Raw genomic sequence first — 20,007 nt, 5'->3', positions numbered from 1 at the left:
TTGCTTACCGGAGTATCGGCCGCAAGGGGATTAGTCAGGAGCCTGAGATGCATGGAAATCGCGCGGTAAAGACCGATGCGACAGTTGCCGACGTTGCTGAATTGCTTGCCAAATTCAAAGGGCGCAGCGCAACCATCGGTATCGTCGGTCTCGGTTACGTAGGCATTCCGCTCGCTCTGACAGCTGCCAAGGCAGGCTTCAAGGTGGTCGGATTCGACATCGACGCTCCACGTGTCGATCAAATCAACCGCGGCGAGAGCTTCATCAAGCACATCCCCTCGGCGTTGATTTCCGATGCTGTGAAGGCCGGCAAGTTTACGGCAACCGCTGATTTCGCCCGCCTGGGCGAGCCCGACGCCATCCTCATCTGCGTCCCGACCCCCCTGACGAAGCACCGCGAGCCGGACCTCTCCTATGTGGAGAACACCGCCCGCGCCATCGCGCCGCGCCTGCGCAAGGGGCAGCTCGTCGTGCTCGAGTCCACCACCTATCCGGGAACTACGGACGAGGTGATTCGTCCGATCTTCGAGGGGACGGGCCTCAAGAGCGGCCAGGACTTCTTCCTGGCCTTCTCGCCGGAGCGCGAGGATCCGGGCAATCCGGATTTCGGAACCTCGACGATTCCGAAGGTCGTCGGCGGTGACGGCGAGGCGGCTTTGGCTCTCGCCGATGCCCTCTACGGCCAGCTGATCGTGAAGACCGTCCCCGTCTCGTCCGCTGCGACTGCCGAAGCGGTGAAGCTGACCGAGAACATCTTCCGCGCCGTCAATATCGCCCTCGTGAATGAGCTCAAGGTCGTCTACGCCGCCATGGGCATCGACGTGTGGGAGGTCATCGACGCGGCCAAGACCAAGCCCTTCGGCTTCATGCCCTTCTATCCAGGCCCGGGTCTCGGCGGTCACTGCATTCCGATCGACCCGTTCTACCTGACCTGGAAGGCGCGTGAATACGACATTGCCACCCGCTTCATCGAGCTGGCTGGCCAGATCAACACCCGCATGCCCTATTACGTGGTCAACAAGCTCGCCGAGGCCGTCGACAAAAGCGGCAAGGCGTTCACGGGCTCGAAGATCCTGATGCTCGGCATCGCCTACAAGAAGAACGTGGACGACATGCGCGAAAGCCCCTCGCTGAAGCTCATCGAGCTGATCGAGAACCGCGGCGCGCATGTGGATTATTTCGATCCCTATATCCCCGTGATTCCGATGACCCGCGAGCATGCGGACCTCGCAGGCCGCAAGTCCGTCGCTCTCGATGCGAAGACGCTTGCCACTTACGATGCGGTCCTCATCGCCACCGATCACGACAACGTGGATTATAAGCTCGTCGTCGACAATTCGAAGGTGGTGGTCGACACCCGCAACGCCTGCGCGCGGGCCGGCATTCCGGAAGGCCGGGTCATCAAGGCCTGATCGAGTAAAACATCAAGCACAAGCAGAACGGATAGGGGCATATGACGATGACGAGCGACGTTCGGGTAGCGGTTGTCGGCTGCGGATATTGGGGCAAGAATCTCGTCCGCAACTTCGCTGAACTCGGGGCGCTGGAAGCTTTGGTCGATGCCCATCAGCCGACCGTCGAAGCGCTCATCGCCAAGCATGGCGGCCGTTCGCTCGGCTTCGAGGCTGCGCTGGCGGATCCCGGTGTTCACGCCGTCGCCATCGCGGCGCCTGCGGCCTTGCACTACAAGCTGGCCAAGCAGGCACTTGAGGCAGGCAAGCATGTCTTCGTCGAGAAGCCGCTGGCGCTTGAAGTGACGGAGGCCAAGGAGCTCTGCGCCCTCGCTGAGCGGCTCGACCGTCGTCTCATGGTCGGCCACCTGCTGCAGTACCACCCGATCTTCCTCGAGCTGAAGAAGCTGGTGCGCGAGGGCAAGCTCGGTCGCCTGCAATATGTCTATTCGAACCGCCTGAATCTCGGGAAGATCCGCCGCGAGGAGGACATTCTCTGGTCCTTCGCCCCGCATGATCTTTCCATGATCCTCTCCCTCATCGGCAGCGAGCCGGAGAAGGTGGAGGCGGTCGGTGGTTACTACCTCCATGATGCGATCGCGGACGTGACCACGACGCATCTCGCCTTCCCCGGCGGCGAGCGGGCGCATGTCTTCGTGTCGTGGCTGCATCCCTTCAAGGAACAGAAGCTCGTGGTCGTCGGTTCCGACGCCATGGCCGTGTTCGACGACGGCGAGGCCTGGGACCGCAAGCTCCTGCTCTATCCGCACAAGGTAGAGTGGAAGGACAACATGCCCGTGCCGGTGAAGGCCGATGCCATCCCGGTCACCGTCCCGCAGGACGAGCCCTTGAAGCAGGAATGCCTCCACTTCATCGATTGCGTCCGCACCGGAGCGACACCACGCACCGATGGCCGCGAAGGCCTGCGCGTTCTCTCGGTTCTGTCGCGTGCCGCGGAATCCCTTCGCAACGGCAGGTCGAACGGAGCCCAGGCTCCCGTCCCCGCCGCAGACAGCGCGAAGCCCCGCGTGGCGAAGGATTATCCCGGCGTCACGATCCATGAAACGGCCTATGTCGATGCAGGTGTCGAGATCGGCGAGGGCTCGAAGGTCTGGCACTTCAGCCATATCCTCGGCAACGTGGCCCTCGGCAAGAACGTCAATATCGGCCAGAACGTGGTCATCGGCCCCAAGGTGATCGTCGGCAACAACGTCAAGATCCAGAACAACGTCTCGGTCTATGAGGGCGTGACGCTGGAAGACGGCGTGTTCTGCGGCCCGTCCTGCGTGTTCACCAACGTGAACAATCCGCGCTCCGAAATCGCGCGCAAGTCCGAGTATCGCCCCACGCTGGTGAAGCGAGGCGCGTCGATCGGCGCCAACGCGACGATCGTTTGCGGTCATACCCTGGGCGAGTATTCTTTCATCGCCGCCGGCGCGGTCGTCGCGAAGGACGTTCCCGCCTTCGCGCTGATGGCGGGCGTTCCCGCCAAGCGCATCGGCTGGATGAGCCATGCGGGCGCCAAGCTCGGCGCCGATCTTGTCTGCCCCGAAACCGGTCGCCGCTATCGCGAGGCCGGCCCCAACAAACTTGAGGAGATTGCGTGATGTCGGACCCGATTGCTTTCATCGACCTGGCGGCCCAGCGCAACCGCATCGGCTCCGCCATGGACGAAGCCATCCTGCGGGTCGTCAATCATGGCGGCTACATCATGGGTCCCGAGGTCAAGACTTTCGAGGCCGATCTCTCCGCTTTTTGCGGCGCGAAGCATGTCATCTCCTGCGCCAACGGCACCGATGCACTGCTCATGGTGCTGATGGCCAAGGGCGTGAAGGAAGGCGATGCGGTTCTCTGCCCGAGCTTCACCTTCGCCGCCACGGCGGAAGTGGTGGCGCAGGTCAACGCGACGCCGATCTTCGTCGACGTTCTCGAAGACACATTCAACCTCGACATGGTCAGCCTCGAAGCCGGCCTGAAGACCGCCAAGAAGCTCGGTCTCAACCCGGTCGGCGTGATCCCGGTCGATCTCTTCGGCCTGCCCGCCGATTACGAGCCCATCGAGGCGTTCTGCAAGCGCGAGGGCCTGTGGCTCATGTGCGACGCCGCGCAGAGCTTCGGCGCGAGCTACAAGGGCCGTAAAGTGGGCGTCATCGGCGATTGCACCACCACCAGCTTCTTCCCGGCGAAGCCGCTCGGCTGCTACGGCGACGGCGGCGCGATCTTCACCAATGATGATGAACTCGCCACCGTGCTGCGCTCGATCCGCGTCCATGGGCAGGGCACGGAGAAGTACGACAACGTCCGCATCGGCATGAACGGCCGTCTGGACACGATGCAGGCTGCGGTTCTCATCGAGAAGCTCAAGATCTTCCCGAGCGAGATCGAAGCGCGCGACCGCGTGGCGAAATACTACAACGACAACCTGCGCGACGTCGCGGTGGTGCCGGAAGTGCCGGAGGGCTACACCTCGGTGTGGGCGCAGTACACCCTGCGCATGAATGGCTTCAACCGCGAGCAGTTCCAGGCGGACCTGAAGGCTGCAGGCGTCCCGACGGCGGTTTACTACCCCAAGCCCCTGAACCAGCAGACCGCCTACAAGCACTACCCGGTGGCCGGAAACGGAGTGCCGGTGTCCGAGCGTCTCGCTGCGGAAGTCGTGAGCCTGCCCATGCACCCCTACCTTACGGAAGAGGTGCAGGACCGGATCATCGCAGCCGTCAAGGATGCCATGGTGAAGCAGCGCAAGGTTGCCGCTGAGTAACCAGCGACGGTCAGTCATCCAAAGAGCCGGGTTGGCGACAGCCCGGCTCTTTTTCTTTGGCGTAACGCTATTCAGTTGGAGCTTGACCTTAAGCCATTGCTGTTGAACGATGGAAGCCGGTAAGGGGATAAGATGGCGCGGCTTTCCGGCATTCTGCTCTTCAAGGATTTAGGCATCGATCTCGCGCCGTTCGAAGCGAGGGCGAACTGGCGCCGTTTCGGCCCCGAGGAGACCCTCGTCGATTTCGACGATCTTTCCACGGACGTCTATTTTCTCCTGGCGGGCGAGGTGCGGGTTCTCATGCGCACCGCCTCTGGCAAAGAGGTCATCCTCGACGAGATGAAATCCGGCGAGCTGTTCGGCGAGCTGGCGGCCCTCGACGGCATCAAGCGGTCGGCCAACGTGACGGCGCTCACGAGGGGCGAGGCCTGCATGATGCCGGCCCTAGTCTTTCGGGAACTGGTGTACTCGCATTGCAAAGTTGCAGAGCGGCTTTTCTGCCTGATGTCTTCGCGTATTCGGGAGTTGAACGCCCGTTTTGTCGAGCAGACGGTCCTCGATCTCAGGCACAGACTGTATTCGGAGCTTCTGCGCCTCTCGATCCCAAGAGGAGAGAAAAGCGGGGAGAGGGTCATCACGCCGCCGCCCTTCCACCACATCATGGCAGCCCGCATCGGCTGCCGGCGCGAGCAGGTGACCCGGGAGTTCTCCATGATGTCTCAGGAGGGCCTGATCGAGCGCACGAGGGGGGCGCTGATCCTGCGCCATCCCGACGTGCTCAAGGCCCGTGTCGCGGATGCCATGCGCGAGGACGCCTGAGGCCACGATCCTCTAGGCTCGAGCAAGAGGACCGGAAGTATCGATGAGCTCTTGCAGGATCCGGGCGATGTCTTCCGGGAAAACCATCTCGGTCGTGCCGGCAAGTTCGTGCACGCTCCACCATCGATGGTCCGCCATCACTTCCACCTCCTCGGCAGTCCAACGGTCTCGCGACAGGGTGTCGATCGCGGCGCGCACGAGGAAAAAGCGCTCCTCTGCCATCACATGCTCGCCATCGGAGAGTTGAAGGATGAACTTCCGTTCAGCGATATGGGGCTCGCTGATCATCGCCGCGATACCTGTCTCCTCGAATAGTTCGCGCTCGGCGGCCTCGACGAAACTCTCCCCCGCTTCGACACCTCCTCCCGGCGTCGCCCAGTAATCCTGCCCCGCCAGGGGACCTCTCTTGTGGACGAAGCGAAAGAGTAGAACACGATCGCTTGGGGCCAGAACGATAAGCCGGGCGGAAGGGCGTCGTCGCATCAGATTTTCTCGGCATGCCGGGACTGCAAAATGAACCTAACACGAGAGAGAGTGCCGTATAGCGTTATTCGAAGCATGGGCTGTGGTCCGCCGGAAATGACCATCAGCGCCCGTTACATTTGCGGCCCCATCTGCTGACGCAGTTCGATGAGATCGTCGGGTTGAAGCCCGTGGGCGCCCCGGAACGGGCGGTCGAGGACGGCCACCATGTAGATGACGAGCGCGATGAAGATGGTCAGAATCCCGCCGAGAATGAAGTGGGTCGTCCGCTTGAGGTTGAAGAGCCACAGGACGAAGACATTCAGCACGGCCCCGGTCAGGACCACATACCAGATCACCGGGGGAATGGTGGTTCCGGCGGCCAGTACGCGGATGCGGCGGCGCTCGATGAATTCGTCGAAGGTCCGCAGCGTCTCCCGATGCAGATCTTCCTCGTTCTGGCGGTTGGGCCTGAAGCTCAGCAGGAAATTGCTGAGCTGATCGACAAGCAGGGCGCTGCGGGGCGATATTCCTTCCCTCCGCTGCTCGCGCCAGCCGGGGCCGATCTGATCCTCGACATATTGGCGCAGGAGATCCCGCATCACGGTGCGGGCCGGCTCCGGGTAGCCGCCCACGTCACGATACAGGGCGCGGATGGTGGCTGCTTCGCGGCCGATCGAGTCCCGCGCCGCGACATAGTTGTTGAAGACCGCAATGGAGAGCAATGCCAGCAAGACGCCGTAATAGAGCGTGAACGAGTTCAAAAGCAGCCCGACAAGCGCATTCTGATTCTTCTCGCCCTGCAGAAATCTGCCGACGAATGGCTGCAGGAACACCGAGCCGAGCAGGGTCGGGATCAGGAAAACGGCGCAAACGACTGTCGCTCCCAGCGCGACAGGCAATCTGTGCAGCCAGTCGATCACGACGCAGTCTCCCCCTTCGTTGCGGCAGGGCGGTCGAAATCGAGCCTACACTAGCACAAGCGGGAGTCGCTGGCTCGGGCCGGGGGGAATCCGTTTCCGGATCTACTTCTTAGGCCCATAGGCGGCAAAAAAGACCCGCATGGCATTCTCCACGGTCTTCCTGATTTCCTCCTCGTTCGGCCGGGTGCCGACAGAGAAGAGAAGGCGGCGCATCGTGCCCGATTGGCACAGATCGAGGAGATGCTGGGCGGCAATGCTGGTATCCGCGATATCCAGGCGCCCGGCCTCGACCTGCCGGTCGAGATAGTTCTTGATCCGGGCGATGCCCTGGCATGGACCGGCTTCATAGAAAACCTGCCCGATCCGGGGAAATTTTTCCGCCGCCCCGATCACCATCCGCACGGACGAGATATGCTCCGGGTCGCCCATATGGCTCAGGTAGCTGGTGCCGAGACGTGTCAGAACGCCCCTCACGTCCGGATCGTCGGCGTCGAGCCTGAACAGGACCTCGGCCAGCCCCTGTTTTTCCTCGACCGTCAGGGCCTCGAACAGGGCTTCCTTGCTGTTGAAATAGACGTAGAGCGTTCCCTTGGAGACGCCTGCTTCCTTCGCGATCGCGCCCATGCTCGCGCCATCGAAACCCTCGGCCAGGAATACCTGACGGGCTCCTTCCAGAATCTGGCGGCGCTTGGCGCTCTCCGCCCCATCTTCGACGGAAGAGGGCCGTGTGGGCGCGATGTCGTCGATCTTGCTCATGTGCGTTTTGTCACCTCCCGCGACGTATTTGCCATTGACCGAACCGTTCAGTCAATCCATATAGGTGCTACAGCAGATAGTTTCCAGTACGCGTAACGCGGTGGCGGCTTCCCGTCGCTACCGTGCGCGTCGAGGTTCGATTTCGACATGGCTTATCGCGACGACGATTCCCGCACCAAGGGGGAGGGACCCTCTCCCCAGGTGGAAAAGGCTCACAAGCCAGCCCCCGCGGCCCAATCCGTCGAGGCCTCGGCGCCTCCGGCCGTGTCCGTAAAGACGGCCAAGTCCCGTTTCGGCAAGAAGCCTGTCCTCCTTGCCGTTCTCCTTGCCGCCTTGGGCTTCGGAGGCTACGAGGGCTATCACTGGTGGACGAACGGCCGCTTCATGGTGTCGACGGACGATGCCTACGTTCAGGCCGATATCACCATCCTGTCGGCCAAGGTCTCGGGTTACGTGTCTTCCGTTGCCGTTGCCAGCAACCAGAGCGTCAAGGCCGGCGACCTGATCGCGAAGATCGACGACGGCGATTACCGCCTGGCCTTGCAATCCGCCAAGGACAAACTCGCCACCCAGCAGAGCGCGGTTTCCCGCATCGGCCGCCAGATCGAGGCCGGCAAGGCCTCCGTCGCGCAGGCCGAGGCGCAGGTCGTGGCGGCCAAGGCCGATGCCGAGCGCGCCGCGGGCGATTTCGCTCGCCAGCAGCAGCTTGCCCAATCCAACTACGCCAGCAAGGCCACGTTCGAAACCGCCAAGGCCGAGCGTGACCGTACGGAGGCCAATGTCCAGAGCGCCCGGGCGGCTTGGGCGCTGGCTCAGGCCAATGTCGATGTTCTGTCCGCCCAGCAGATCGAAGCCCAGCGCGTGGCCGCCGAGCAGCAGACGGCGGTGGCGAAGGCCGAGCGGGACCTGTCCTTCACAGAGATCCGCGCGCCGGTCGACGGCGTCGTCGGCAACAAGGCCGTCGAGGTCGGCACCTTCGTGCAGCCGGGAACGCGGCTGGCGGCCCTGGTGCCCCTCAGGAATGTCCATGTGGACGCCAATTTCAAGGAGACGCAGCTCGCCTCCCTGAAGCCGGGCCAGAAGGTTCATATCGAGGTGGATGCCTTCCCGAATTCCGACGTCGTCGGAACCATCGAGAGCGTCTCGCCGGCCTCCGGAGCGGTGTTCAGCCTGCTGCCGCCGGAGAATGCGACCGGCAACTTCACCAAGATCGTGCAGCGCGTGCCCGTGCGGGTCTCCGTCAGCGACGACATCGCGCAGAAGGGAATGCTGCGCCCCGGCCTGTCGGTCGTCGTGAAGGTGGATACGCGGGAAGAGGCGCAGGCCTCGAAAACCGCCCGGCGCTAAGAGATAAGAGTCAGCATTCATGGCCGCTTCCGCCGCCATTGCCAGCAAGCCGTCAGGTCCCATGCCTGCCGCGAAATCGGCGCCGCTCGACCGGCGCCGGACATTCGCGTTCTTCTGCATGGTCTTCGGCATGTTCATGGCGATCCTCGACATTCAGATCGTCTCGGCGTCGCTTGCGGAAATCCAGGCGGGCCTGTCCGCGTCGGCGGATGAGATTTCCTGGGTGCAGACGAGCTATCTGATCGCGGAAGTGATCATGATCCCGCTCTCCGGCACCCTGTCGCGAGTACTCTCGACCCGCTGGATGTTCGTGATCTCGGCAGGCGGCTTCACGCTCATGAGCTTCATGTGCGCCACCTCGACCTCAATCAACGAGATGATCGTCTGGCGCGCCCTCCAGGGCTTTATCGGCGGCGGCATGATCCCGACCGTCTTCGCCTCGGCCTTCACCATCTTCCCGCCCGAGAAGCGACCCGTGATCTCGCCGATCATCGGCCTCGTTGCGACGCTCGCGCCGACCATAGGCCCGACCATCGGCGGCTACCTGACCGACCTTTTCTCCTGGCACTGGCTGTTCCTGGTCAACATCGTCCCCGGCATCTTCGTGACCGTCTCGACCTATCTCCTGGTCGATTTCGACGAGCCGAACCTCGGCCTGTTCAAGACCTTCGACTGGTCGGGCCTGGGCTTCATGGCCGCGTTTCTGGGCGCACTGGAATATGTGCTCGAGGAGGGGCCCAACAACGACTGGTTCCAGGACGAGGCGGTGGCCATCCTGGCCGTGGTCTGCGCGGTCGGCGCCATCGGCTTTTTCTACCGGGCTTTCACCGCGAAGCATCCCATCGTCGATCTGCGGGCCTTTACCGACGGCAACTTCCTGGCCGGCTCGTCCTTCAGCTTCGTCATGGGCATCGGCCTTTACGGCCTGACGTATCTCTACCCGCTCTATCTTGGCCGGGTGCGGGGTTATTCATCCCTGCAGATCGGCGAGACCATGTTCGTCTCGGGCGCATGCATGTTCCTGATGGCGCCCGTCGCCGGGCGATTGTCGCGGGTGCTCGATCCGCGCGTGATGATGGGCATGGGCTTTGCCGCCTTCGCCTTCGGCACGTGGCTGATTACCGGCCTGACCAAGGATTGGGATTTCTGGGAATTGTTCGTGCCGCAGATTTTCCGCGGCGTCGGGCTGATGATCTGCATGGTGCCGATCAACAACATCGCGCTCGGCACGCTGCCGCCGGAGCGGATCAAGAACGCCTCGGGCCTCTACAACCTCACCCGCAATCTCGGCGGCGCGGTCGGCCTGGCGCTGATCAACACGATCCTGAACAACCGGCTCGACCTGCATCTCCAGCGCCTGCACGACAGCGTGAACTGGGGCCGCTCAGTGGCAATCGAGACCCTCGATACCATGACACGGAGCTTTAACAGCCTTGGTTCGGATGCGGGGCAGGCGGCCATCAAGACCATGTCGAACATGGTGAGGAAGCAGGCGATGGTGATGTCCTTCGCGGATGTATTCTACCTCCTGACCTTCCTCTTCCTGGCGCTGCTCTGCGCGCTGCCCTTCATCAAGAAGCCGCGCGCCGCTCCGGCCGGGGGAGGCGGGGGACACTAGTTGTCGTCGATTGGCGGCCAGGCGGATATGCGCCGGCCGAGTGTCCCAAGGAATTAATTTACCGGGACAGGCCCGCTGCGCCGCAGCCTGAAACAGTGCGATTCGACTTCGAGAGTATCTGCCTTCCACATTGTTCCGGATCAGTCCACATCTCGCAATTTCATTGCCGATTATACTTTAAGGTGCATCTTCGCGGCCGATGCAGCCTTGGAGAATCGAGGCGGGTACAATAGAAATCGATATTGAAAGTCCGTCAGGTGCAGGCGGCGCAGCTTGAAGCTCTTGACACGGGGGAGGCATGGCGAAACCCGCATCGACCAAGCGCCTCGTATATCACTTGGGCGGCTATAACCCCGTTGCGCCGCAGGATGCTTATCGTCGATTCTCGCGAGAGTTGTGCCGGTTCGAGAGCACATGGTCCGTGGCAACCTCGATCTCCGGGCCAGTCATAGGGCCCGATGTCGCGTCCTGGCGCGTGGTCGCATCCGGTCCCAATTGGAGTGTCGAGACCGAATATCGTCTGGTACTCTGGGAGGATGTGATCGAGACGGCGCAGGCGAGGCCCATGTGGCGGCGGATTCCGCTCGCATTGATGGCCTTCGTGGATTTCGTCCAAGCCGGTGCGCTCTGGGGCTATTTGCGGTCCAACTGGCGCTATGCGGGTTTCTTCCTCTATCCGTTCGTTTTCTTCGGTCTGCTCGTCGCCCTTGCTCTGGTTGCAGGCATTGTTGCCGCGCGAATGTCCGATTCCGCTCTGGTCGGTGTTTGCGCGGGCATCGTCGCGGGCGTGCTGCTGATGCAATGGCCCGCAAGATGGCTCTACCTTCCCCTGCTGTTCGACGATTGGATCTTCTCGCGGGACTACATTCGACGGCGTGACGAAGTGCTCGATCCGAGGTTCGACAGGGTCGCCCGCGAGATTGCCGCGCATGGGAAAGAAAGCGAAGCCGACGAGATCCTGATCATCGGGCACAGCCTCGGCGCCGTGCTCGCCATCGATCTTCTCGACCGGGCCCTGCAGTTGAACCCCGATCTCGGCAAGACCCGTCCCCGTATCGCATTGGCGTCCGTCGGCTCGTCGCTCCTGAAAATCGGGCTGCACCGCGGTGCGGAACGGTTCCGCGCCGCCGTCGGGCGCGTGGCGTCGGCTTCGCAGATCTTCTGGGCCGAGTATCAGGCGCTCACGGATGTGATGAATTTCTACAAGACGAATCCCGTCACGGCCATGGGGCTTCAGGTGCCGGGGCGGCCCATCGTGCGCGTCGAGCGCATCAGAAAGATGGTGCAGCCGGCCCGGTACCGGCGCATGCGCCGCAATTTCTTCAAGGTGCACTGCCAGTTCGTCAACGGCAATGACCAACGGGCGGCTTACGATTATTTCATGCTTCTTTGCGGGCCACTTTCCGTCGAGAGACAGGTCCGGTATGCGGATGGAGCCGTATCGGCGATAGGCTCCGACGGAGCCCTCCGTGAAAGCGCCATCGACCTTCCGTTCATTCCCGAAAGCCCGCTGGAGGCGAGTTCTTGATGACACCCACGATCGCCAAGGCCGCCTTCGTTCTCCTTGCGGCAGGCTGGTACGTGATTCGCATACCGCATGTCCGGAGATCCCGGCGGACACCCATCGCGCGCAGTGCGCGCGGCGCGTGTGAAATCACGCTCTTGCTGATTTCCCTCACTGGCCTCGGGATTGTGCCGTTCTTCTATATCGCGACGGGTTTCCCCAAATTCGCGGCTTATCCCTTCAGCCCCGCCCAGGCGTCCCTCGGCGCCATTGTCGCAGTCGCATCGTTGGTCATGTTCTACCTCACGCATAAAGCGCTGGGGCGCAATTGGTCGGTGACTCTCGAAGTCCGCGAGAACCATAAGCTCGTGACCGAGGGGGTCTATCGCTATGTCCGCCATCCGATGTACAGCGCCTTCTGGCTCTGGGCGATCGCACAGGCGCTCCTGCTGCCCAATCTCGCCGCCGGTCTTTCGGGCCTCGTCGGGTTCGGGACACTCTATCTGTTCCGGATCGCCGAGGAAGAGCGCCTTATGATCGAGGCTTTTGGCGAATCCTATCGAGGCTACATGGCCAGGACCGCTCGTCTGATTCCCTGGGTCCTCTAACGCATCGTGCGGAAAAGTGGCCCCGGTTTCTCGCTGAGCGGACTTTCGGTTCGCATGGAACGATGCGCTCATCCAACGAGGGAGCATCGGATTGATCCCCATAATTGGAGGCCGCTTTTGGGTCCGATGATCTAGAAATTTCGTAAGAGTGCCTATTTGGGAAAGATTATCGGCATTTCTAAGATGGTATCGCAGTTTGCGCCAAATTGATTGAATGTTCTATATTTCAGCTCGAAAGAGTAGTTAAGTTGATTGAAATCACCTCTTTTTGATAAGATGAAAATCTTGGCATTTCTGATAAAATTCGCAAGTTGAAAGAGGGATCTTGCGATGCCTAGAATTGCCATGATTACGATCGTAACTCTTGCGGTGTTCTCTATGTCGGCGTGCGCAGGCATAGGTAAGGGAAAAGCTCCGCCTCCACCTCCTGCACCAGTTGTCACGAAGGGGTAATCCGAACTTGAAAGGGTCGGCGAAAGTCGACCCTCTCGCTCCCGAGATCGTTGGCTCTACTTCACTATGCTTCACCTGTTATTGTGCGTCGAGGCACGATATCCGTGATCCGAGACGCACGTTTCACCAGTGTGGGAGCGAACGATGCGGCATATCACGAAGAACCTGGCGCGTGTGGGCTTTCTCTCTAGCTTTGGGGTCGCGCTTTCCGTGGCAGTGGCATTGACTGCGGCGAGCGCGGCGAAAGCCTCCAATGCGCCAGGCGTGGCCCCTACCGAGGTGGCTGCGGCCCAGAACACCAAAGGGAAGAAAGCGGTTCGCGCCGCGCCCGCGGGACAATACTTCATCGAGTTTCGGTCGCGATATGCGCTGAGCTACGGGCATACTTTTGCGATGTTCGGCCGGCTGGACGGGCGCGGCCAGATTGCCAGCCGGGAAGTGGCGGGCCTGCATCCCGCCGGCGATAGCCCGGTTCCCTGGATGATCGGGCATTTCATCCCTGTCGCATCGGAGACAGGACCGAGCGACGGCGATCTCGATGAAAAATACGTTTCCGCGCGCTATCGCGTCGTACTCGGCGCGGCCGAGTACGAAAGGGTCACGTCCTATATCAAGAAGTTGCAGGCGAATTCGCCCCTTTGGAATGCGGTTGCCTACAATTGCAATGCCTTCGTCGCGGATATCGCGAGGTATATGGGGCTGGAAACCCCGTCATCGACATTGCTCTACCCGGCGGATTTCATCAACAAATTGCGGGATTTGAATGCCGGACGGGAGCGTGCCGCCACGATGGCAGCGCAGCCCGCCCAATGAGGCGAGCCATCGCGGACCGGGATGGGAGAGGACCCGGCTGTGCAGCCTGGAAGGACGGCCGGTTTTTGGCGTTGTTCTCCGGGCCCGGACATCATAGTTTGCGCGCAGGTTTCCTCGTTTAAGGTCGAAGTGCCAAAATCTTGCCTCCCTCCCGTCAATCCGCCTCCGTGGGCGCCGTGCGCCGCTCCTTCGCGCCCTGGTCAGATTCCCACGCCAAGCCGCTCATCCGCGTCGAGGACGTCACCAAGCGGTTCGGCGATGCTCTCGCCGTGGACAGCCTGTCCCTGAACATCTTCGAAGGTGAGTTCTTCTGCCTTCTCGGCCCGTCCGGCTGCGGCAAGACCACGCTCATGCGGATGATCGCCGGTTTCGAGGAGCCAAGCGAGGGACGCATCACCCTGGCAGGGCAGAACCTCGCGGGCGTGCCGCCCTACCGGCGGCCGGTGAACATGATGTTCCAGTCCTACGCGCTCTTCCCACATATGAGCGTGGAGAAGAACATCGCCTTCGGCCTGAAGCAGGATGGCCTGCCGAAGGACGAGATCGCGTCCCGCGTCGGCGAGATGCTGCGCCTCGTGCAGCTGGAGCGGCTGGCCAAGCGTTATCCGAGCCAGCTCTCCGGCGGGCAGCGCCAGCGCGTCGCGCTCGCGCGGGCGCTCGCCAAGCGGCCGAAGGTCTTGCTGCTCGACGAGCCGCTCGGCGCCCTCGACAAGAAACTGCGGGAGGAGACCCAGTTCGAGCTGATGGATATCCAGCACGAACTGGGCATGACCTTCATCGTCGTCACCCACGATCAGGAAGAGGCGATGACCATGGCCGACCGCATCGCGGTCATGGATCATGGGCGCATCGCCCAGGTCGCGACGCCGGGCGAGATCTACGAGCAGCCGAAGACCCGCTTCATCGCCGAATTCGTCGGCGACGTGAACATTCTCGAAGGCCACGTTCTCGGTCAGGAGAAGGGCCTGTGGCGGGTGCAGTCGCCGGCCGCCGATGCGCCGCTGACCATCGACGATCCGGACGAGGTGCTGCATACCGGGCAGGCGGTGGCGATTGCCGTGCGCCCCGAGAAGATGGTGATCCAGCGGGATCCACCTGAATTCGACGCGCAGAACGTGCTCACCGGCGAGGTGTGGGATATCGGTTATCTCGGCGACTGGACGGTGTATCGCGTGAAGCTGGCCTCCGGCGCCATCCTGCGCGTGACCCGCGCCAACAAATCCCGTTTCGTCCAGAACCCCATCGATTGGGACGAGCAGGTCTATGTCACCTTCGCGCCGGATGCGGCGGTGATCCTGGCGGAATAGCCATGACCGCGCGCTCCTTCCTGAAACGGATGGCCTCGGCCCTGGTGCCGGCCGTGCCCTATCTCTGGCTCGGCCTGCTGTTCCTCGTGCCGTTCCTGATCGTTCTCAAGATCAGCCTCTCCGATCCCGCGGTGGCGCAGCCGCCCTATAAGCCCGTCTTCGACTGGAGCGATATCGCGGGCTTCTTCTCGCAGCTCGATCTGGAGAATTTCGAGGCCCTGGCCGGGGACGATCTCTACTTGAGCGCGACGCTTTCCTCGGTTCGGATCGCGGCGATCTCGACATTCCTGCTGCTGCTCGTCGGCTTTCCCATCGCCTATGCCATGGCCCGCGCTCCCGAGCGCCATCGCCCTCTGCTGGTGGCGCTCGTCATCCTGCCGTTCTGGACGAGCTTCCTGATCCGCATCTATGCCTGGATCGCAATCCTCAAGCCCGAGGGCCTGCTCAATCAGGGCCTGATGGCGCTGGGACTGATCGGCGAACCGCTGAACATCCTCAACACGGAGGCGGCGGTCTTCATCGGCATCGTCTACGCCTATCTGCCGTTCATGGTGCTGCCGCTTTATGCCACCCTCGAGAAGATGGACGATACCCTGATCGAAGCGGCGCTCGACCTCGGCTCGCCGCCCTGGCGCGCTTTCTGGGTGATCACGGTGCCGCTCGCCATGCCGGGTATCATCGCCGGCTCGCTCCTGTGCTTCATCCCGGCGGTCGGCGAGTTCGTGATCCCGGATCTGCTCGGCGGATCGGAAACCCTGATGATCGGCCGTCAACTCTGGAGCGAGTTCTTCTCCAACCGGGACTGGCCGCTCGCTTCCGCCGTCGCCATCCTGCTCCTGATCATTCTCGTCGTGCCGATCGTGGTTTATCGCGATGTCGAGGCGCGGCGGATGGAGACGCGGCCATGACCCGCCGCTTGAGCCTCTTCAACATCACGTCGCTGGTCGTCGGCTTCGCTTTTCTCTACCTGCCGATCCTGCTGCTGATCGTTTATTCGTTCAACGCCTCGCGTCTCGTCACGGTGTGGGGCGGCTTCTCGACCCAGTGGTATGGGGCGCTGTTCCGCAACGAGCCATTGATGGAAGCGGCCTGGGTGACGTTGCGGATCGCGCTCCTGTCGGCAAGCCTCTCGACCGTTCTCGGCACGCTCGCGGCCCTGGCGTTGACCCGCTATGGACGCTTTCCGGGCCGTACCCTGTTCACCGGCATGGTCTATGCGCCCATGGTCATGCCGGAGGTCATCACCGGCCTCTCGCTGCTTCTGTTCTTCGTGGCCATCGGCCTCGACCGCGGGTTCTGGACCATCACGCTGGCGCATACGACGCTTACCATGTGCTTTGTCACGGTGGTGGTTCAGGCGCGTCTGATGACTTTCGACCGGTCATTGGAGGAAGCGGCGATGGATCTCGGTGCGCCGCCACTGCGCACCTTCTTATTCGTGACGCTGCCGCTGATCGCCCCATCCATCGTGGCGGGCTTTCTTCTGGCCTTCACCCTGTCGCTGGACGATCTCGTCATCGCGAGCTTCAACACGGGGCCGGGGGCGACGACCCTGCCGATACGGATCTACAGCCAGGTGCGGCTCGGTCTCTCGCCGGAGGTCAATGCGGCCTCGGCCATCCTGATCGGTATCGTGACGCTCGGCGTCGTTGCGGCGACCCTGCTCACGAAGCGCTCGGCCCTGCGCTCCCGGCGCGACGCTCACTGAGCCGTCGCGAGCGGGGCGGGTTCGGGTCCGAAGAGAGGACGCGCTGCACCCGACCGCTCGATCAGGGAGCGCGCGTTGGGCGTAATGGCAATGTCATCCCACCCGCCCGAAACGTCGAAGACGATGGCGGGAGCGATGCTGGGGCTCGGCGTCAACGGCGAGACTTCCGCCTTCAGGTCGAGGGAGCGCTCAGTCAGCGAGACATGCCCCTGGAGTTGAGTGGTAAAAGTCGGTGCGGTGATGCGGCTCTCCGCAAGCTCGCCGAGGCCGCCATTCATCATGAGCTGGGCCTGTGCCTGGTCGAAAGGCGTACGGCCGCCTTTCCAGGTCAGGGATGCCGACAGGGGACGCTTTTCCACGCGCCTCAGGGCATCGTTGAGCGCGATGCCGACGAGTTCGCCCTGCTTCACCGTGATCGAGGAACGGCCCTGCGCCTTGCGCACCACCTCAGCCGGACTCGTACCAAGGCCTTCGAGGACGAATTGTCCCTGCGCCTGCCCGGTGATCCAGCGCGGCTGGCCGATCTCGCTCAGGAACGAGGCGATGTTCACCCGCTCGAAGGAGCCCTGGCTTTTCACGTCGACCATACCGTCGTGAGCCACCAGGGAAAGGCGGCCCTTCAGGGTGCCCTCGTGAAAATCTGCGCGGCCGAGGGAAGTCTCGACGCGGCCGGGCCGGACGAGGATGCTCGCCGCCATGTCTCCCAGATGCAGGCGCCCGAACTGGGCCTTCGTGGCCGACAGGCGCAGGTCGAGATCGTTGCCGGTGGCCTGGACGAGGTTGATCGCCTCGTCGCTCCAAGCGCCGGAGGGGGTGCGCGTCTGAGCGAGCGGCAGCACGAAATCGGAGAGGTTGAGCTCTTCCGCCGCAAGCGTGCCGGCGATGATGGGACGCTCCGCACCGAGCCTGATCGCCATCGTGCCTTCGAGCTTGTCCGACCCAAGGGTAACGGCCACGGAGGGCCAGGAGAAGCGGCGGCGGTTGACGGACAGATCGCCTTCGATCGAGACGCTCTGTATCAATGAGCCGAAGGGCAAGCCGACCCCGCTCCATCGCACGAAATCGCGGATAGAGGTCGCCTTCAGGAGGCTTTGCCCGGTGAAGCGCGGGTCGTCCCCGATCTGGGCCTCGCCCTGGATCGTCAGGCGTCCGGAATTGGCGGCGAGGGTCAGGGACAAGGGGCTCGGCTGGTCCGAGGCCAGACGGATGGGATAGAAGGATGCCTGCTCGATCGTGACCTGCTCCCCACGCCAGAAGGCGGAGACGATCGCGTGGAGGGGCTCGCCGGCTCCGGTCCAGTTGATGAGGGCGTTCAGATCGGTCAGCCCTTCATCCCTGATGTCCGTCCAGTCGATGGAGGTGCCGGTCAGAACCAGTCGGCGGGCATGGGTCTCGCCAATGCGCTCCTTGAACAGCCGCGCCCAGTCGAGATTGCGCAGTGCTTCGGCCGAGGCGGTGATCCGCGCCTCGCTCAGGGCGATCTCGGACAATTCAATTCGTCCGAAGAAAAGGGGTAGAATCCGCAACTCCCCACGCAGGGTGCCGCCTTCCGCCTTGATGAGCTGCTTGGGGAAGGAGAGGGTGATCTCCTCGAACTTGACCCGCGGGGTCGGCAGAAGCGCGAAGGTGCTGCGGCCCCGAACCTTGAGGTCGAGCCCGTAGCGACCCTGCAAATGCTCGGTCACGGTTGCCGCGAGGCCGCCCGGCGTGAGAGTCCATGGGGCGGAGGCCGCTCCCAGGATGGCGAGCGTGCACAATGCGATAAGAAGAACGACGCGGCGGGACATGAACTGTAATCTAGACCTTTTATCCCACGTTGCGAACGTCTTCTGCAGGTAGGAATGATTTGGGCGGCAAACTTGGCGGCAAACTTGGGCGATGAAGCGGGCGCTGCCGCAGGAGTATCCTTATATCCATACGAAGGGATTGTCTAAATTGAGGCTAGGTTGCAGGGTGACGTTCAACCGCCCAGGGCGGACGTGAAACAGGCATAAGCCCAAAGAGGGTTTGATGGATAAGGTTTATAACGATGCACGCTCGGCCATGGCCGAGCTTGTGAAGGATGGCATGACCATCATGGCGGGGGGATTCGGCCTCTGCGGCATTCCCGAGGCCTTGATCGAGGCCATCCGAGAATCGGGCGCGAAGGACCTGACCTTCATCTCCAACAATGCCGGTGTCGACGGCGTCGGCCTTGGCCGCCTTTTGGAAACCCGCCAGATCCGCAAGATGATTTCGTCCTATGTGGGCGAGAACAAGCTTTTCGCCCAGCAATATCTGTCCGGTGAGCTCGAGCTCGAGTTCAACCCGCAAGGCACGCTCGCCGAGCGTATCCGCGCCGGTGGCGCCGGTATCCCGGCCTTCTTCACCAAGACCGGCGTCGGCACCCTGATCGCCGAAGGCAAGGAGGTGCGCGAGTTCGATGGCGAGAAATACGTCATGGAGCGCGGGCTGTTCGCCGATATCGCCGTGGTCCATGCCCGCACGGGCGACACCGAGGGCAACCTCGTCTACCGCAAGACGGCGCGCAACTTTAACCCGATGATGGCCACCGCCGCGAAGATCACCATCGCCGAGGTCGAGCATCTGGTGCCGGCGGGCGAGATCGATCCGGACTGCATCCACACGCCCGGCATCTTCGTGCAGCGTATCGTGCACGTGCCGAACCCGGTGAAGCACATCGAGCAAAGAACGACCCGCAAGCGCGAAGCCATGGCGTCGGCGGGAGTAGGGGAGGAAATCTGAGATGGCCTGGACCCGTGAACAGATGGCCGCTCGCGCGGCGAAGGAACTGCGCGACGGCTACTACGTCAATCTCGGCATCGGCATTCCAACCCTGGTGTCGAACTTCATTCCCAAGGGCATGCGCGTGCAGCTGCAATCGGAAAACGGCATGCTCGGCATGGGGCCTTTCCCTTACGAGGGTGAGGAGGATGCCGACCTGATCAATGCCGGCAAGCAGACCATCACCGAGCTGCCGACCACGAGCTATTTCTCCAGCGCGGACTCCTTCGGCATGATCCGTGGCGGCCATATCGACCTGTCGATCCTGGGCGCCATGCAGGTGGCACAGAACGGCGATCTCGCCAACTGGATGATCCCCGGCAAGATGGTGAAGGGCATGGGCGGCGCCATGGATCTGGTGGCGGGCGTCAAGCGCGTCGTCGTGGTCATGGAGCATGTGGCCAAGGACGAGCCGAAGCTCCTCAAGGAGTGCAACCTGCCGCTCACCGGTGCGGGCGTGGTCGACATGGTGATCACCGATCTCGGCGTCTTCACCATCGACAAGAAGGGTGGCTCCGGCATGACCCTGATCGAGCTTGCCGACGGCGTCACGGTCGATGAGATCAAGGCCAAGACGCAGGCTAATTTCCGCGTCGCGCTGGAGAGCAAGCAGTCGAACGCGGCCTGAACCATGTCCTTTGCGGATGAGGTGTCTTCTCGCCGATCCGGGCATGCGATCATAAGATGGGAGCG

Annotated in this window: 18 protein-coding genes; 14 read left to right on the top strand and 4 right to left on the bottom strand. The window is 62.5% G+C overall.

Features of this window, described 5'->3' with window-relative positions:
• The first annotated feature begins 47 nt into the window (after window positions 1–47).
• From AB4Y97_RS06205 to AB4Y97_RS06190, 4 genes are all read left to right on the top strand, one after another.
• A complete protein-coding gene (locus tag AB4Y97_RS06205) occupies window positions 48–1,412 on the top strand; it encodes a nucleotide sugar dehydrogenase (protein ID WP_441998144.1) in 1,365 nt (454 codons plus the stop codon).
• Between the two features lie 41 nt (window positions 1,413–1,453).
• Entirely contained in the window at window positions 1,454–3,058 is a 1,605-nt protein-coding gene (locus AB4Y97_RS06200) for a Gfo/Idh/MocA family oxidoreductase (protein WP_441998143.1), read from the top strand.
• Complete coding sequence (locus AB4Y97_RS06195) at window positions 3,058–4,212, top strand: DegT/DnrJ/EryC1/StrS family aminotransferase (protein ID WP_441998142.1); 1,155 nt, start codon at window positions 3,058–3,060, stop codon at window positions 4,210–4,212. The genes AB4Y97_RS06200 and AB4Y97_RS06195 overlap by 1 nt, the downstream gene beginning before the upstream one ends.
• Before the next feature lie 132 nt (window positions 4,213–4,344).
• Window positions 4,345–5,031, top strand: a complete 687-nt coding sequence (locus AB4Y97_RS06190; protein WP_441998141.1) for a Crp/Fnr family transcriptional regulator — start codon at window positions 4,345–4,347, stop codon at window positions 5,029–5,031.
• Window positions 5,032–5,043: 12 nt separating this feature from the next.
• Here the strand turns inward: AB4Y97_RS06190 and AB4Y97_RS06185 are convergent, their stop codons facing one another.
• From AB4Y97_RS06185 to AB4Y97_RS06175, 3 genes are all read right to left on the bottom strand, one after another.
• On the bottom strand, window positions 5,044–5,514 hold the full coding sequence (locus AB4Y97_RS06185) for an NUDIX hydrolase (protein ID WP_441998140.1): 471 nt from the start codon (window positions 5,512–5,514) through the stop codon (window positions 5,044–5,046).
• 113 nt (window positions 5,515–5,627) lie between these two features.
• Entirely contained in the window at window positions 5,628–6,416 is a 789-nt protein-coding gene (locus tag AB4Y97_RS06180; protein ID WP_441998139.1) for a bestrophin-like domain, read from the bottom strand.
• Window positions 6,417–6,518: 102 nt separating this feature from the next.
• On the bottom strand, window positions 6,519–7,172 hold the full coding sequence (locus tag AB4Y97_RS06175; protein ID WP_441998138.1) for a TetR/AcrR family transcriptional regulator: 654 nt from the start codon (window positions 7,170–7,172) through the stop codon (window positions 6,519–6,521).
• 147 nt (window positions 7,173–7,319) lie between these two features.
• On the opposite strand from AB4Y97_RS06175, the gene AB4Y97_RS06170 reads away from it, so the two are divergent.
• The 8 genes from AB4Y97_RS06170 to AB4Y97_RS06135 all read left to right on the top strand — a co-directional run bounded on the left by AB4Y97_RS06170 (window position 7,320) and on the right by AB4Y97_RS06135 (window position 16,530).
• Window positions 7,320–8,519 carry an HlyD family secretion protein gene (locus AB4Y97_RS06170; protein ID WP_441998137.1) on the top strand — a complete coding sequence of 400 codons (1,200 nt, stop codon included), beginning with the start codon at window positions 7,320–7,322 and terminating at the stop codon, window positions 8,517–8,519.
• Window positions 8,520–8,538: 19 nt separating this feature from the next.
• Window positions 8,539–10,137: a DHA2 family efflux MFS transporter permease subunit gene (locus tag AB4Y97_RS06165; RefSeq protein WP_441998136.1), complete on the top strand. Its 1,599-nt coding sequence runs from the start codon at window positions 8,539–8,541 to the stop codon at window positions 10,135–10,137.
• Between the two features lie 298 nt (window positions 10,138–10,435).
• Entirely contained in the window at window positions 10,436–11,665 is a 1,230-nt protein-coding gene (locus tag AB4Y97_RS06160; RefSeq protein WP_441998135.1) for a hypothetical protein, read from the top strand.
• Window positions 11,665–12,249, top strand: coding sequence for a protein-S-isoprenylcysteine O-methyltransferase (locus AB4Y97_RS06155; RefSeq protein ID WP_441998260.1), 585 nt, complete (start codon window positions 11,665–11,667; stop codon window positions 12,247–12,249). Before AB4Y97_RS06160 ends, AB4Y97_RS06155 begins: the two co-directional genes overlap by 1 nt.
• Before the next feature lie 597 nt (window positions 12,250–12,846).
• Window positions 12,847–13,515 carry a hypothetical protein gene (locus AB4Y97_RS06150; protein ID WP_441998134.1) on the top strand — a complete coding sequence of 223 codons (669 nt, stop codon included), beginning with the start codon at window positions 12,847–12,849 and terminating at the stop codon, window positions 13,513–13,515.
• Between the two features lie 140 nt (window positions 13,516–13,655).
• Window positions 13,656–14,822 (top strand): ABC transporter ATP-binding protein, encoded by a 1,167-nt coding sequence (locus AB4Y97_RS06145; protein ID WP_441998133.1) that lies wholly within the window; start codon window positions 13,656–13,658, stop codon window positions 14,820–14,822.
• Between the two features lie 2 nt (window positions 14,823–14,824).
• Window positions 14,825–15,730 carry an ABC transporter permease subunit gene (locus AB4Y97_RS06140; protein ID WP_441998132.1) on the top strand — a complete coding sequence of 302 codons (906 nt, stop codon included), beginning with the start codon at window positions 14,825–14,827 and terminating at the stop codon, window positions 15,728–15,730.
• The gene (locus AB4Y97_RS06135; RefSeq protein WP_441998131.1) at window positions 15,727–16,530 is read left to right on the top strand and encodes an ABC transporter permease; all 804 of its coding nucleotides are present in this window, start codon (window positions 15,727–15,729) and stop codon (window positions 16,528–16,530) included. Before AB4Y97_RS06140 ends, AB4Y97_RS06135 begins: the two co-directional genes overlap by 4 nt.
• Here AB4Y97_RS06135 and AB4Y97_RS06130 read toward each other — a convergent pair.
• Window positions 16,524–18,317, bottom strand: a complete 1,794-nt coding sequence (locus AB4Y97_RS06130) for an AsmA family protein (RefSeq protein WP_441998130.1) — start codon at window positions 18,315–18,317, stop codon at window positions 16,524–16,526. The genes AB4Y97_RS06135 and AB4Y97_RS06130 overlap by 7 nt on opposite strands.
• A 223-nt stretch (window positions 18,318–18,540) precedes the next feature.
• Between AB4Y97_RS06130 and AB4Y97_RS06125 the strand changes: the two genes are divergently transcribed.
• On the top strand, window positions 18,541–19,275 hold the full coding sequence (locus AB4Y97_RS06125; protein WP_441998129.1) for a CoA transferase subunit A: 735 nt from the start codon (window positions 18,541–18,543) through the stop codon (window positions 19,273–19,275).
• A 1-nt stretch (window position 19,276) separates the two neighbouring features.
• Window positions 19,277–19,942, top strand: a complete 666-nt coding sequence (locus AB4Y97_RS06120) for a 3-oxoacid CoA-transferase subunit B (protein WP_441998128.1) — start codon at window positions 19,277–19,279, stop codon at window positions 19,940–19,942.
• The last annotated feature ends 65 nt before the right edge of the window (window positions 19,943–20,007 follow it).

Source organism: Microvirga sp. 2TAF3, assembly GCF_052114965.1.
Lineage (GTDB): Bacteria > Pseudomonadota > Alphaproteobacteria > Rhizobiales > Beijerinckiaceae > Microvirga.
Note: the sequence above shows the minus strand (reverse complement) of the source record. Positions and strands in the feature narration are given on the sequence as shown.

Coding starts and splice junctions, on each gene's coding strand:
- AB4Y97_RS06170 (WP_441998137.1), top strand. CDS start 7,320: ATGGCTTATCGCGACGACGATTCCCGCACCAAGGGGGAGGGACCCTCT.
- AB4Y97_RS06175 (WP_441998138.1), bottom strand. CDS start 7,172: ATGAGCAAGATCGACGACATCGCGCCCACACGGCCCTCTTCCGTCGAA.
- AB4Y97_RS06150 (WP_441998134.1), top strand. CDS start 12,847: ATGCGGCATATCACGAAGAACCTGGCGCGTGTGGGCTTTCTCTCTAGC.
- AB4Y97_RS06130 (WP_441998130.1), bottom strand. CDS start 18,317: ATGTCCCGCCGCGTCGTTCTTCTTATCGCATTGTGCACGCTCGCCATC.
- AB4Y97_RS06135 (WP_441998131.1), top strand. CDS start 15,727: ATGACCCGCCGCTTGAGCCTCTTCAACATCACGTCGCTGGTCGTCGGC.
- AB4Y97_RS06200 (WP_441998143.1), top strand. CDS start 1,454: ATGACGATGACGAGCGACGTTCGGGTAGCGGTTGTCGGCTGCGGATAT.
- AB4Y97_RS06125 (WP_441998129.1), top strand. CDS start 18,541: ATGGATAAGGTTTATAACGATGCACGCTCGGCCATGGCCGAGCTTGTG.
- AB4Y97_RS06165 (WP_441998136.1), top strand. CDS start 8,539: ATGGCCGCTTCCGCCGCCATTGCCAGCAAGCCGTCAGGTCCCATGCCT.
- AB4Y97_RS06140 (WP_441998132.1), top strand. CDS start 14,825: ATGACCGCGCGCTCCTTCCTGAAACGGATGGCCTCGGCCCTGGTGCCG.
- AB4Y97_RS06190 (WP_441998141.1), top strand. CDS start 4,345: ATGGCGCGGCTTTCCGGCATTCTGCTCTTCAAGGATTTAGGCATCGAT.
- AB4Y97_RS06195 (WP_441998142.1), top strand. CDS start 3,058: ATGTCGGACCCGATTGCTTTCATCGACCTGGCGGCCCAGCGCAACCGC.
- AB4Y97_RS06155 (WP_441998260.1), top strand. CDS start 11,665: ATGACACCCACGATCGCCAAGGCCGCCTTCGTTCTCCTTGCGGCAGGC.
- AB4Y97_RS06205 (WP_441998144.1), top strand. CDS start 48: ATGCATGGAAATCGCGCGGTAAAGACCGATGCGACAGTTGCCGACGTT.
- AB4Y97_RS06120 (WP_441998128.1), top strand. CDS start 19,277: ATGGCCTGGACCCGTGAACAGATGGCCGCTCGCGCGGCGAAGGAACTG.
- AB4Y97_RS06160 (WP_441998135.1), top strand. CDS start 10,436: ATGGCGAAACCCGCATCGACCAAGCGCCTCGTATATCACTTGGGCGGC.
- AB4Y97_RS06185 (WP_441998140.1), bottom strand. CDS start 5,514: ATGCGACGACGCCCTTCCGCCCGGCTTATCGTTCTGGCCCCAAGCGAT.